Source organism: Pseudoalteromonas rubra (assembly GCF_001482385.1).
GTDB classification, from domain to species: Bacteria; Pseudomonadota; Gammaproteobacteria; order Enterobacterales; family Alteromonadaceae; genus Pseudoalteromonas; species Pseudoalteromonas ardens.
On record NZ_CP013611.1, the window covers coordinates 2,989,573 to 3,002,062 of the forward strand.

10 protein-coding genes are annotated in these 12,490 nt (G+C 50.4%); 6 read left to right on the forward strand and 4 right to left on the reverse strand.

Annotated features, from left to right (window positions below):
• Positions 1-78: 78 nt before the first annotated feature.
• Positions 79-2,109 carry a methyl-accepting chemotaxis protein gene (locus tag AT705_RS12940; protein ID WP_058796896.1) on the reverse strand — a complete coding sequence of 677 codons (2,031 nt, stop codon included), beginning with the start codon at positions 2,107-2,109 and terminating at the stop codon, positions 79-81.
• Positions 2,110-2,365: 256 nt separating this feature from the next.
• Between AT705_RS12940 and AT705_RS12945 the strand changes: the two genes are divergently transcribed.
• Positions 2,366-3,127: an NADP-binding protein gene (locus AT705_RS12945; RefSeq protein WP_058796897.1), complete on the forward strand. Its 762-nt coding sequence runs from the start codon at positions 2,366-2,368 to the stop codon at positions 3,125-3,127.
• Positions 3,128-3,133: 6 nt separating this feature from the next.
• Here AT705_RS12945 and hutC read toward each other — a convergent pair whose 3' ends face one another.
• Positions 3,134-3,844: a histidine utilization repressor gene (gene hutC, locus AT705_RS12950; protein WP_058796898.1), complete on the reverse strand. Its 711-nt coding sequence runs from the start codon at positions 3,842-3,844 to the stop codon at positions 3,134-3,136.
• 151 nt (positions 3,845-3,995) lie between these two features.
• Between hutC and hutI the strand changes: the two genes are divergently transcribed.
• Positions 3,996-5,216: an imidazolonepropionase gene (hutI, locus tag AT705_RS12955; protein ID WP_208856736.1), complete on the forward strand. Its 1,221-nt coding sequence runs from the start codon at positions 3,996-3,998 to the stop codon at positions 5,214-5,216.
• A 24-nt stretch (positions 5,217-5,240) separates the two neighbouring features.
• Positions 5,241-7,106, forward strand: a complete 1,866-nt coding sequence (locus AT705_RS12960) for a GGDEF domain-containing phosphodiesterase (protein ID WP_058796900.1) — start codon at positions 5,241-5,243, stop codon at positions 7,104-7,106.
• On the opposite strand, the gene AT705_RS12965 is transcribed toward AT705_RS12960, so the two are convergent.
• Positions 7,103-8,164 carry a formimidoylglutamase gene (locus tag AT705_RS12965; RefSeq protein ID WP_058796901.1) on the reverse strand — a complete coding sequence of 354 codons (1,062 nt, stop codon included), beginning with the start codon at positions 8,162-8,164 and terminating at the stop codon, positions 7,103-7,105. The genes AT705_RS12960 and AT705_RS12965 overlap by 4 nt on opposite strands.
• Positions 8,165-8,239: 75 nt before the next feature.
• On the reverse strand, positions 8,240-8,746 hold the full coding sequence (gene rraA / locus AT705_RS12970; RefSeq protein WP_049863788.1) for a ribonuclease E activity regulator RraA: 507 nt from the start codon (positions 8,744-8,746) through the stop codon (positions 8,240-8,242).
• 161 nt (positions 8,747-8,907) lie between these two features.
• Here rraA and AT705_RS12975 point away from each other — a divergent pair, with 161 nt between their 5' ends.
• The 3 genes from AT705_RS12975 to AT705_RS12985 all read left to right on the forward strand — a co-directional run bounded on the left by AT705_RS12975 (position 8,908) and on the right by AT705_RS12985 (position 12,468).
• Positions 8,908-9,429: a phosphatase PAP2 family protein gene (locus tag AT705_RS12975; protein WP_058796902.1), complete on the forward strand. Its 522-nt coding sequence runs from the start codon at positions 8,908-8,910 to the stop codon at positions 9,427-9,429.
• Complete coding sequence (locus AT705_RS12980) at positions 9,426-10,478, forward strand: MJ1255/VC2487 family glycosyltransferase (protein WP_058796903.1); 1,053 nt, start codon at positions 9,426-9,428, stop codon at positions 10,476-10,478. Before AT705_RS12975 ends, AT705_RS12980 begins: the two co-directional genes overlap by 4 nt.
• A gap of 109 nt (positions 10,479-10,587) precedes the next feature.
• Positions 10,588-12,468 carry a methyl-accepting chemotaxis protein gene (locus AT705_RS12985; RefSeq protein WP_058796904.1) on the forward strand — a complete coding sequence of 627 codons (1,881 nt, stop codon included), beginning with the start codon at positions 10,588-10,590 and terminating at the stop codon, positions 12,466-12,468.
• The last annotated feature ends 22 nt before the right edge of the window (positions 12,469-12,490 follow it).

The window sequence follows — 12,490 nt, forward strand, 5'->3', positions numbered from 1 at the left end:
CATTAGTCAAGTTTTGGCAAGATAGAAATAGTGGGGAATGTGTTGTCAGGCGGCCCGGGAGCCCGGGCCGCTCAGACGTTACAGTTTAAATTGATTTACGGTGTTGTTAAGTGCTTTTGCCAGGCTATTCAGATCTCGGGCTTCATCAGCCAGCAAGTGTGCGTGGCTCGCTGTGCTATTGACCAGGTCATTAATGGCGTTGAGGCTATTATTGATATCCTCAGCAACGACTGTTTGTTCTTCCGTTGAGGTCGCAATCTGATGACTTTGATCTTGTACCGTACTGACTGACTCAGTGATATTACGCAGTGCATCCAGCACTTCCTGCGTTTGTCCTACAGACCCCTCTGCACGCTCCTGGCCCTGCTGCATCATCACTGAGGCTTGCTGAGCAATCTGTTGCAGGCGAGATATCATATTACGGATATCATCTGTGGACTCCTGGGTACGACTGGCCAGGCTGCGGACTTCATCAGCTACCACGGCAAAACCGCGACCTTGCTCACCTGCGCGGGCAGCTTCAATGGCTGCGTTAAGTGCCAGCAGGTTGGTCTGCTCTGCAATGCCATTGATCACGTCTATCACGGCCCCTATGTTGCTGGTTTCCTGTTCCAGACCGGCAACCACTTTGGCCGCCTCACCAATGTGACCAGCCAGCTGAGTCATGACTTCCTGTGCCTGACCAGAGCGAGCAGCACCGTCATTGGTCATGCTCTGAACCAGATCAGCAGCCCGGTTTGTTTCATGGGCATTACGGGAAATTTCGGTGACTGTGGCTGCCATCTCTGTGACTGCTGCACTCACACTGTCAACTTGTTCTTTTTCCTGTTGGATCTCGTTGTTGGTGTTGGTCGAAACATCCTGTAATTGTGCGGCAGCACCACTGAGTTGCTGTGCTTGTGCTGCTGTGTCGAGCATCATACTGCGTAGCTTGTCGATAAAGGTGTTCATGTGGTGAGCCAGCTGGCCGACTTCGTCCTGACTGTTGATATCGATGCGACGCGTCAGGTCACCTTCACCTGAGGCAATATCCCGCATGGTATTGGTCAGCGTGGTGATCGGTGCAGCAATCATTTGTGTGGCCCATAAAATCATGGCAACAATAATGGCCAGAATAATGATCACAGCGGTCACTGTGCTCATGACCGCATCATTGACAGGCTCTTCAATCAGGCTGACCGGGATCAGCAATCCCAGGTGCCAATCCAAGATCGGTTTATCAAGTTTAACTTTGTTGAATACCACATAGTAATCAACACCTTTGAGGGTAACCATCGCGGCACCTGCGCCCTTTGAGCGCATTGCGCGATTGAGCTCAGTAAATCCTTCGGTATCTGCAAATTGTCTTTCCAGCGCTTCCAGGCCTTCTTTGCCGTTCGGGCCCTCATCTGTAATAGAGAGTGTATGCCCGGTTCGTTTGGACAGATGGACCACTTTATAATCGTGGTCGAGTAAGAAGCCATAACCCTGACCGTCAAACTGGATCTGCTCAACCAGTTCACTGATCTTGTTAATTTGCAGGTCAACACCACCTACCGCAACCAGTTCGCGTTGGGCATTGTAGACCGGTTGCTGAACGACGGCAGAGACGGCACCCGTGTTGATATCAACAGACACTGCACCGACATACAGACCACCATGACTCAGGGCATCCTGCCACCAGGGGCGCTTGTACGAGTAGTAAGGGCGGCCATCAGAGTAGTTTGAGGTACGCTCATTTTCTTTGAAGTATTCACCTGTGCGTGCCGATGCCATGAAAGCGGAAAGGATATTCTCATCGCTGGCTGAGACGCGGATAAAGTCCTGATTGACTTCCTGATAACCAAGGTCGGCACTCAGCTGCTTTTCTCGCTGGGTATAGTCGTCAAACCAATTAACATTGTGCGGATTAGTAACAAAGGTTTCTACAATTGCACCGTAACGCGTAAAGAAGGATTCCATGGAGAGCTTCTCGGCATATAAGTGACTTTCTGCTTCTCTCTCTATGCCCTCTCGGGAAAGTTGGGCAATGTGGTTAACGAAATACCCTGACGCAGCAACCAACAAAATAGAAATGGTACCGCCAATCAAAAAGAGAATTTTTTTTCTAAGGGATAAATTTTCAAGCATGCGTTTTTCTTTTTCTTGGGATCAGGCAAGCTTCAATCAAACCATATCTCATGCAATAAGGCTACAAATTACGGTGGTTGATTGATAACACTTGGCGAATAATCTTTACATCCCTAATCGGCAATAGGGACAGATACTTTAACTTTTAGCAATAAATCAGTCGTTTTTATTACTTCCTATGTCATCGCAGATTTTTGCCAGTACACAGTGTGCTGTTGCATGATGTCTAGAGCTGATCAAACTACAGGATAATGATATGCACAAAAAACTCGTTGTTGCCGGTGCGGGCTGGTTGGGAATGCCTGCGGCCGAAGCCGCGGCAGAACAAGGGTGGCAGGTACAGGCAACCCGACGACAGCCGCACAGCTGTGCCCTGTCTCGACAACTGGTTCATGATGGTACAAGACTGGTGCATGACGTATCGTTACAGCATGCTTTCTGGCTTTGTGCTATGCCACCGGGTGCGCGTCGTGAAGACAGTAACTATCTGGTGACATTAGAAGCGACGCTGGTGTTGGCGACTGAGCTGCAAATGCAGGGCTTTTTACTGTGCTCGAGTACCGGGGTTTATGCCGAAGCTGATGGGGTTTATAGCGAGCAGGGAGCACTGGCTGCAAGCGATTCACAGCGTCAACGCATTTTGCTGCAGGCAGAGCAGTTGGTGCTGTCCCATGGCGGCAAGGTGCTCAGACTGGCAGGCTTGGTCGGGCCAGGACGGGAACCAGGACAATTTATCGCTGGAAAGACCTTACGTAGCAGCGCTCAGGAGCGGGTTAATATGGTCCATCAGGCAGATGTGGTTTCGGCCATCATGTCAGTACTGACTCACTGGCCGCAGGCGAGATCAATTTACAACGTATGCGCTCCTTCACATCCGTTTAAGCAGGATTACTATCAGGCGCATTGTGCGCAGGCGGGCACCCAACCCCCAAGCTTTGCCGGCGATAACAGCAAAGCGCGGATCATTGACGGCGCGGCCATCAGTGAGTTGGGATTTAGTTATCAGCACGCCATCTGAGCAGGTTCACTTCTTAAAGGTCAGGTGGCCGCCTAGGCGATACTTACTGCCCGGTGAGATTAACCGGGCAAAGCTGACAATGCCGCCTTCAGACCAGGTTCTGCGGATCAGTTGTAAGCAGGGCTCTTCATGAAACATATTCAGCCACTGGCAAATATCCGAGCCGGGCATAATGGCCTCAACGGTATGGCGTGCCTCTGTCAGGGGGGCTATCTGGACTAGGTACTCATGAGGGGTGATTTGCGTGAAGTCCTGTTGCAGGTAGTCAGGTGCCAACAGAGGGTTAACGAAGCGCTCCTCGACTTGCAGAGGTTGTTCATTGTCATGATGCACGAGCACACTACGGTACACCTGTGTGTCGATCTCAACACCCAGTGCAATAGCGATTGGGGCGATGGCCGCCATGGATTCAAGAGACAGGACGACACAAGTGTAGTTACCACCGCGTTCTTTGACCTCATCGGCGATATTACGGATTTCAAGCAGTGAAGACTGGGATTTGAATCTGGCGACAAAGGTGCCCAGGCCCTGGCTGCGGGTCAGGATCCCGGCGTCGGTCAGTTCACTGAGTGCTCGTCTGGCGGTCATGCGGCTTACCCTGAATTGCGCGGATAAGGCGTTTTCAGATGGAACTTGTTGATCTTCTTGCCAGATACCACTGCGGATCTGCGTGATGATATGTTGTTTTATTTGTGCAAATTTGGGTTGCGTTGTCACAATCTCATGCCATGGTTAGTAAAGTAAACCCAACTGTAGCGTCAGGTTGAGCGGACATAGCTCACTGATAAACATGGCACAGCTCTATTGTATATACAAGTAATCTTGCTACACTCAAAGCAGTAAGTTAGAGATGAGGAATTGACTGGTGATGGAAGTAGATTTAGTGGTTCTGGACGTCAATCTGGCGACCATGGACCCGGATATTGAGCGCCCTTATGGGGCCATTGAGCATGGAGCGATGATGGTCAAAGATGGGGTAATCTGTTGGCTTGGGGCACAAGCTGAGCTGCCGGAGTTTGATCCGGTGACCACGCCGACTATCTCAGCAAAAGGGGCTTGGATGACGCCGGGCCTGATTGATTGTCATACCCACATTCTGTTCGCCGGTTCACGCGCTCAGGAGTTTGAGCAACGCCTTAATGGCGTGTCTTATCAGCAAATTGCACAGCAAGGCGGCGGCATTGCAACGACTATGAAGGCAACCCGTGCCGCGGATCATGAACACTTGTTTGTGGCCGGTAAAACGCGACTGAATGCCTTGCTGAGTGAGGGTGTCACCACAGTGGAAAGCAAATCGGGTTATGGCCTGGATTGCGAAAGCGAAATTAAGCTGCTGGAAGTCAACCGTATGCTGGATGAGCATCACCCGATCAGTGTACAAAGTACGTTCCTGGGCGCCCATGCGCTGCCGCCGGAGTATCGTGATGACGCCGATGGTTATATCGATCTGGTGTGTGAGCAAATGTTACCTCAGGTAGCCGAACAATCCCTGGCCGATGCGGTCGATGCGTTTTGTGAAAATGTTGGTTTCAGCAATGCGCAAACGCGCCGGGTATTTGCCACAGCCACAGAGCTGGGTTTAAAAGTAAAGTGTCATGCTGAACAGCTGTCAAATCAGCACGGCAGTGAGCTGGTGGCTGAGTTTAATGGGTTGTCCGCCGACCACATTGAGTATCTGGATGAAGTGGGTGTTAAAGCGATGGCCAAAGCAGGCACTGTCGGAGTGGTGCTGCCGGGCGCATTTTATTTTCTTCGTGAAACCCAGTTACCCCCGATTGAGCTACTGCGCGAGCATAATGTACCGATTGCACTAGCCAGTGACTTTAACCCGGGAACTGCGCCATTGTGCTCACTACGCCTGATGTTGAATATGGCATGCACCCTGTTCCGCATGACACCTGAAGAAGCCTTGCTGGGCGTTACGCGCCATGGTGCTAAAGCGCTGGGTTTGTCGGATCGGGGGATGCTGAAAGTCGGCATGCGCGCCGATATGGTACTGTGGCAGGTCGGTCATCCGGCTGAGCTCAGTTATCAGTTTGGCGTAAATGACCTGTTAAATACCTGGATTTCGGGTAAACTTGTGCAATAGTAAGAATTTCACAATGGTCCGCCGATGACGAAAAAAGCGCTGCTAAAACATTGTAACAAAAGCATTATCTTACTTCTGACTGTGTTCCCCGCTGCTGTAATGGCTGCTGTTGGGGGTGTGTCGGTGGCCTCTTTCTGGCAAGGGGCTGGTCAACACTCTCCAATGCTGATGGCCTTTGTGGCCGGTGCGCTGCTCAGTGCCAGCATCGGTGCGATTATGGTGAGTCAGCAGCCATTGCATCGCATTGTGTATGCAACCACAACGGCGGTGGCGCTGGCTTTCCTGGCTGACACCGCACATCTTTTTAGCTATTTACTGGCGCCTCTATTGGTATTGCATATCTGGCTTGCGATTCGCTCTGAGCAACTAAGGTATCAAGTAGTCACCTGTTTTAGTGTCTGTGCCGCTGCTTTCGCACTGGCTGGCATATTGTTCTGGCAGCTGTCCCCTGGTTTACTGGTACTGGCGCTGTTACCGATGTTTTTGGCCGAGTCAACATTATCCAGAGCTTCTCTGGTACCGCTACCCTCCGCGGGCAGTGAGGAAAGCAAAACGGCGGACATTCTCGAGTTGCCGGACAGAGCAGGGTTTCGCAGTGCGTTTTATGAGTTTCGTCAGCGTGACCCCAGTGAAGCCATGCTCGTTATGATCCGCCTTGAAGGCTTCCAGCAGGTGAATTTTCATCTCGGTCGGGAGTTTGGCGATCTCTTGTTAGCCCAGTCTGCCAATCGAATTAAACAGCATTTGCAGCATCCGGATGTGATGCCAATCCCGCTTGGCAATGAAGTATCCCGGTTGGCTCACCTTGGCGGTTTGCATTTTGTGTTTGTATGTAGCCTCGTTAATCAGCATCACCTACATGAGCAGGTGATCGGTGAAATCATTGAAAGCACCCTAAAACCCTTTAATGTGGGCAACTGCACCATTGAAGTTAAGGCGCGCGCCAGTTATGTGAACTGTGACGAAGAGCAGGGGCTGTTCGAGAATTTATTAACCTGTGCCTTTTTGGCGCTGGATAGTCAACCTGACAGCCCGATAGCACCTTATCAGCAGCAGATGCAAATCAACCGGCTGGAGCAACAGGCGCGTCTGGCTGAGTTGGCACACATTGATTTTCGCCAGGAACTGGAGTTGTATTTTCAGCCTGTGGTACGCAACGAAGATGGTGATATTGAGTTTCTTGAGTTGCTGTTGCGCTGGCAACACCCCAAGCAGGGGATCCTGGCGGCTGGTAAATTTATCGAAGATATCCGTATTGCAGGCCTGGCATTGCCTGTCGCTCAATATGTGATTGAGCGCGCTGCAGAGATCGCACTGGCATTGCGTATGGAAGGTATTGCTATGCCACTGAGCCTGAACCTGTTTGGACCAGAAATGTTGCACGAGGAATTTATCGAGTTTATCGACCACGTGTTACTGGAGCATCAGCTGAAGCCGGGTGACTTAATCATAGAGTGCCCTGCCAGTTTGTTTACCAGCCTCGAGCCTCAGGGCATTGCCATGGTATCGCGGTTGCGTTCAATGGGACTGCGCTTATGTATCGACAGCTTTGGTGAAACCCCGGTCACTTTGTCTAAATTGCCTCAGCTGACCGTAGATTATGTCAAGCTGGGCCGTTCGCTGACCTCAGATCATGGCCATCAGGGCACCTTCAAGAGTGTGGTTCGTGGGATTGTGGAAATGCAGCAGATCCAGGAATGCAAAGTGATTTGTGAAGGAGTGGAGTCACCGGAGCAGCTTCAGTTCGTGAAAAGCCTCAACACGTTCGCGGCGCAGGGATATTATTTTGCCAGACCCCTGAGCAGCGTGGGCATGATCAGCTGGCTGAAACAATGGCGCTGGGAGCATCCGGAAGACACTCCTGAAACCTTTCAGCCAGACTCAAATTAAGCGCCGGGTTTAGGCGCAGCCTGCAAATAGCTGCAGACCAGGGAAGCCAGAACCTGACCTGCATCGCTGATCCCTTGTTGTACACCTTGCGGGTGATGTTCAGGGGCCGCTTCGCACAGATGCAGATAACGAGCGCGCTCCTGACTCGCCGCTAAGTGGACGAAGTGCTCGGCATCATTCACGCTAAAACCACAGTTGGTATAAGCGCTCACTGGCATCTGAGATATCGCATCGACATCGACTTCAACACCCAGAGGTGCTTGTCCGGCAAAGCGATTCAGCCCGATCTGGCAGGCTTCAGTTAGTGTCAGTGTGCGGCGTACCAGAATATCTTGATAACTGGCGTAACTGAATCCAGCATTATCCAGTGCTGAGATAATGGTGTGGTTGTTTTTCTGTTCATGCATGCCAACCACATGATAATCAGACAGATAGCTCTGATTGTGAGCATAACTGAAGCCATTACCAGAATGGCGGCCTTCCAACGCGCGAAAATCGGCATGTGGGTCGAAGTTTATGGCATGGCATGCCTGCTGAGTGCTCTGGGACAACGCCTGTAGCAGACCAAAGCAGTTATTATGGCCACCACCAATCACTATGGGAGCCAGGCCTGCATCAAAGATGGCCTTCATGACAGTGCTGACGCGTTCATCAAGTTGACCGTTGAGCTCGCGCAACTGAGTCAGCTGCTGCGGGTCTCGATTATCCAGATCGGCACCTTGCTGTTGCAAATCATCACATCGAACTTCGCCTAACAGTAAGACATCATCCGGGGTTAAAAAGCGATTACAAGGCAGGTTTAAGAAGCGCTGTAAAAAAGCCTGCCAGCCCAGGTGGGCGCCACCCCGGCCACAATTAGCCCGAGGTCCCAGATCCTCGTTAATGGCAACCAACACATACTTAATACCAAACTGCGCAGCATCGCGCAGCGCCTGGGTTAAATCGTTTTTGGGTTGCAGGAAAGCCAGGGTTTGCCAGAAGCGTTGTTCATTTTCACGGCTGTGACAATATGCGGTAATGTCCGCTTCGGTGTAAATATGAAGCCAGTGGTTACTCATAATTCAGGTCGATCTATGGGGTTGTGCCAGGCAAAGACGGGCTTTGCCTGGGGAGTTTAGAATGCGCTAGCGGTGTTATTCGCTCTGTTCGTCGTCGACTTCTAACTGTAGCTCTTCGGCAGAAATAATGATGCCGGTGGCATCGGCATACAGGTAGTCATCATCATAGAAAGATACGCCGGCAAAATTGACCGGGATACCTTGCTCACCGCCGCCTTGGCTGTCGGCAGCGACGGGTATTGAGGCGATTGCCTGGATACCGAGATCACACTCTTCCAGCTCCTCAACATGGCGCACAGCACCATAGACCACAATACCCTGCCAGTTATTCTCCATTGCCAGCTCTGCAAGTTCAATGTCGATGAGTGCCCGGCGTGTGGAACCTCCGCCATCGACCAATAAGATTTGGCCAGTACCATCTTGCTGTAAAGCCTGGTTGATCAATTCATTATTCTCAAAGCACTTGAGTGTTTTGATACGGCCACTGAAGGCGCTTTGACCACCAAAGTTGATAAACATCGGCTCTAATACATCAACCGCATCGGCAAAATGGTCACATAAGTCGGAAGTGCTGTAATCCATACGGGCGTCCTCGAAAATAACTGAATTCACAATCCAGTATACTCCCATTATGTAGGGGCGCAATGCTTTGAATCAACATACATAATTGTGTCACAAAAATGTCGTGGCAGTGTTATTTAGCTCTTCTATGCTGAATTTGTGAACAAATGTAAGCATGAGCTATGAAAGCACAGATCATCAAACTCGATACGGCGCTCTATTTCGCCCTTTATAAACCTGAGTGTAAGCCCTGGTTCAAAATGGTGATGTTGGCACTGTCAAAAAGCGGAAACGGTGGGCTCTATGTGATACTGGGTATCCTGAGTGCACTGTTTATGGGCTCGGTCGGGCAGCAGTTTGCCTTGTGTGCCGTGGTGGCATTTGCCATTGAGCGGCCGCTTTATCTCTATCTGAAAAACCGTATTGCGCGGGTCCGCCCTTGTGATTGCCTGGCTGTAAAAGCCATGCTTACACCAAGTGATAAATTTAGTATGCCTTCTGGCCACAGTGCCGGTGCCTGGCTTTATGCCACGTGTCTGATAGAGCATTTTCCGGCATTGGCGCTGCCGTTGATGATGTGGGCATCAGGCGTGTCTTTATCGAGAATTGTGGTTGGGGTGCATTATCCGATTGATGTCATTCTGGGTGCAGTGATAGGGAGTGGATGTGCTGTGTTGGCGATAGGAGTTGTAGGGGAATTATGAAAATTTTATATGGCGTACAAGGGACTGGTAATGGTCATATTACCCGCGCCCGGGTGATGGCAGAGTGTTTTACGCGTTTGGGCATTGATGTCGATTATGTGTTTTCAGGTCGTCCCGACGAGCGTTACTTTGATATGTCGGTGTTTGGCGACTATCAAACTCGTCGCGGGATCAGCTTTGCGACCCGTCATGGCCGGTTGCATTACCAGGGGACGCTTCAGCAATTACGTGTCGGGCGCTTTGTGAAGGATGTGCAGCGCTTTGATATGCGTGGCTACGATATGGTCTTTAACGATTTTGAGCCGGTAACGGCCTGGGCGGCACGCCGAGCCAAGGTGCCTGTGGTTGCTATGAGTCATCAAAGTGCTTTCTTATCACCCAAAGTGCCCATCTTTGGCGGCAACTTTATGCTGCGTTCGTTAATTCGCTGGTTCGCGCCGGCAGACATTCACCTGGGTGTACACTGGCAACCTTTTGCCCAAAACATCGTGCCGCCTTTGATTCCTTATCAGTTGGGGGATTTTGGCAATCAGTCTATTGCTAATAAAGTACTGGTTTATTTGCCCTTTGAAGATCTGTCACATATCGTCGAGTTGCTTAAAGACTTTCCTGACCGGGAGTTTTACTGCTATCACCCGGATGCACACGACACGTCACTGAATCACATTCATCTGCGCGCGCCGTCGCGAGATGGGTTCATTGCTGACTTAGCCAATGCGTCCGGAGTGGTGGCCAATGCCGGGTTTGAATTGTCCAGTGAAGCGCTGAAGTTTGGTAAAAAGCTGCTGTTAAAGCCATTACAGGGGCAGTTTGAACAGCAAAGTAATGCCATGACCTTACAGTCGCTGGGATTAGCCCAGGTAATGAATTACCTGAATTCAGAGGCGCTGGACGAATGGTTAGAATCACCGGGTGGACAGCAAATTAATTTCCCCAGTGATGCTACGCCATTGGCGTTGTGGCTGACAAAGGGACAGTGGCATAATGTCAATGAGTTACATGATACGCTCTGGCAAGCAGTGCTCAGTAAAGCACCAAAAGCCGCTTAATTAATGCGCATTTAGTAATAAAGTCGTGCAAAAATAGCAAATAGTGCGCGGCGTTGCTGACGGAATAATCTATACTCTATTGCAGGTCTTGTAATAATTGGGTAACCGTATGGCATTTCTGGAAAATCTGACCATCAAGCGGCGCTTGCAGTTAAATGCGCTGGTGGTGGGTGTGGCTTTAGTCGTTATGCTGGCAGTGATCATGATCGAAGCCAGTACCATGCGTAAACTGAATGAAACCATTCAGTATGCTGAGGAGCTTGAACTTCATGAGCTCTCAATGCGCAAACATGAAAAGAACTTTTTGTTCTATAAAGATACAGAGGCACTGGATTTGTATGCTAAGGACTACAGTGAGTTGCAACGTAAAGCTGGCCTATTGGCCGAGATATTTTCCGAGTTTGGTATCAGCGACAGTAACTTACGTGAGTTCGAACGTCTTGCGCAAACCTACGTAGATGATTTCAATCACGTTGTTGAGTTACAAAAAAGCATAGGACTGCATCCAAAGGATGGCCTCTATGGCGCGCTTCGTGGCGCTGTGCACGAGGTAGAGACCATGCTCAAACAGCGGTCACGTAATGACCTGCTGGTCAGTATGTTGATGCTCCGACGAGCAGAGAAAGATTTTATGTTGCGACTGGATCTGAAATACCTCAAAAAGTTTGACGATCAAATCAGCAAATTTGAGGGCCAGGTCAAAGCCGCTGGCTTTGATGCGCAGTATGAGCGTCAGATCCAGACCCTGATTAAGCAATATCAAACTCGCTTCAGAAATTTAGTCGATGCACAGACCAAGCTTGGGCTGGATCTTCAAAGTGGTGCCCTGGGCAGCATGAAGAAAAGCGTTGAGCAAAGTGATGCTGTCGTCGTACGAATTGTCGAGCAGGCAAAACAAGCTGTCACAGATAATACGCAAATGGCGCAAATGGCTGCCCTGATCATTTTTGTGGTGGCCTCTGTGGTGGTGATGCTACTGGTGCTGTCGACCAGCCAGTCAATTATTCGTCCGGTTGAGCGGGTTTATCAGACCATAGAGCGGATCCGTCGCGAGAATAATTTACGCATCCCTATCGAACAGACGGGTAACGATGAAATTACCTTGATGACCAAAGACTTTAATAGTCTGATTGGCGACTTTAAAGAGTTGATTGGTGATGTAAACAGCGCGCTTGCGATCATCAATGATGCAACCCACCATTTATCAGATACCACAGCACAGACCAGTGCAGGCATGACTGAGCAGTTGCACGAGGCCGATATGGTGGCAACGGCGGCCACTGAGATGCAGGCTACGATCCAGGATATTTCGCATAATACCGAAGCGGCTGCAGATAAAGCGGAGTCAACCAACAAGAATGCACAGTTAGGGCGCTCTGAGGTGACTGCAACGATAGAGCATATTATGCAGCTGTCTGAATCGCTGGGTGGTGCATCCGACGTGGTGGGCCAGTTAGAACGCGATGGCGAAACGATAGGCTCGGTACTGGATGTGATCCGCGGTATCGCAGAGCAAACGAACCTGTTGGCACTGAATGCGGCGATTGAAGCGGCCCGTGCCGGTGAGCAAGGTCGTGGCTTTGCTGTGGTCGCGGATGAAGTGCGCTCGCTGGCGCAACGTACTCAGGATTCGACGCAGGAAATAGAAAGTATTATTTCGACCTTGCAACAGCGTACCCGTGAAGTGGTTAATATTATGGAGCAGTGTCGTGAGCAGGGTAATGAAAGTGTGGCACAGGCCGAACGCGCAGGCGATCTGCTCGGTATGATCACCGAAGATGTGCAAACGATTATGGAAATGAGCACCCACATTGCCACCGCGATAGATGAGCAAAAACAGGTTGCCTCTGAAGTGAACAAAAACGTGGTGAAGATCCGTGACATTGCCCAGGTGGCGTCAGATCATGCTAGCAGTAATGCACAAAGCAGTGAGGAACTCTCAGAGCAGGCGCGTAATTTATACGAGTCGGTGGAAAAATACCAAGTCTAGTGCCAACCCGGTTCACCGGGTT

Bases quoted from the DNA above. Each gene is read 5' to 3' on its own strand.
- AT705_RS12940 (WP_058796896.1), bottom strand. From the start codon at position 2,109: ATGCTTGAAAATTTATCCCTTAGAAAAAAAATTCTCTTTTTGATTGGC.
- AT705_RS12945 (WP_058796897.1), top strand. From the start codon at position 2,366: ATGCACAAAAAACTCGTTGTTGCCGGTGCGGGCTGGTTGGGAATGCCT.
- hutI (WP_208856736.1), top strand. From the start codon at position 3,996: ATGGAAGTAGATTTAGTGGTTCTGGACGTCAATCTGGCGACCATGGAC.
- AT705_RS12960 (WP_058796900.1), top strand. From the start codon at position 5,241: ATGACGAAAAAAGCGCTGCTAAAACATTGTAACAAAAGCATTATCTTA.
- AT705_RS12965 (WP_058796901.1), bottom strand. From the start codon at position 8,164: ATGAGTAACCACTGGCTTCATATTTACACCGAAGCGGACATTACCGCA.
- rraA (WP_049863788.1), bottom strand. From the start codon at position 8,746: ATGGATTACAGCACTTCCGACTTATGTGACCATTTTGCCGATGCGGTT.
- AT705_RS12975 (WP_058796902.1), top strand. From the start codon at position 8,908: ATGAAAGCACAGATCATCAAACTCGATACGGCGCTCTATTTCGCCCTT.
- AT705_RS12980 (WP_058796903.1), top strand. From the start codon at position 9,426: ATGAAAATTTTATATGGCGTACAAGGGACTGGTAATGGTCATATTACC.
- AT705_RS12985 (WP_058796904.1), top strand. From the start codon at position 10,588: ATGGCATTTCTGGAAAATCTGACCATCAAGCGGCGCTTGCAGTTAAAT.